The 406-nt window shown below is 48.8% G+C and carries 1 pseudogene; it reads left to right on the top strand.

Annotated features, from left to right (window positions below):
* Window positions 1–317: pseudogene (gene yeaX, locus C0Z18_RS32510) on the top strand (carnitine monooxygenase reductase subunit YeaX); the annotation flags it as partial.
* Window positions 318–406 lie beyond the last annotated feature (89 nt).

The following is a 406-nucleotide window of genomic DNA, read 5'->3' on the forward strand; positions in this document are numbered from 1 at the left end:
CCGATACGCTGCACTTTGAGCAATTTGCTATCGAAGACAAAACCGGCGATGCATTTACCCTGGTGCTTGCCCGTTCCGGAAAAGAGTTTGTGGTGCCGGAAGAGATGACTATTTTGCAGGTTATTGAAAATAATAAAGCCGCGAAAGTGGAATGTTTATGTCGTGAAGGGGTATGCGGAACCTGCGAAACGGCAATACTGGAAGGTGAAGCTGACCATCGGGATCAGTATTTTAGCGATGAAGAGCGTGCAAGCCAGCAAAGTATGTTGATCTGTTGTTCGCGTGCGAAGGGTAAACGCCTGGTGTTGGATTTGTAGTTTGCCGAAGCCGGATGTGGCGCTGAGCGCGCCCAGTCCGGCTTCGGAAGATTTTACTGCGGATATTCCTGCAATAAATTGTGTAATGC

Origin of the sequence: Trinickia dabaoshanensis, from assembly GCF_002879885.1 — a bacterium.
Lineage (GTDB): Bacteria > Pseudomonadota > Gammaproteobacteria > Burkholderiales > Burkholderiaceae > Trinickia > Trinickia dabaoshanensis.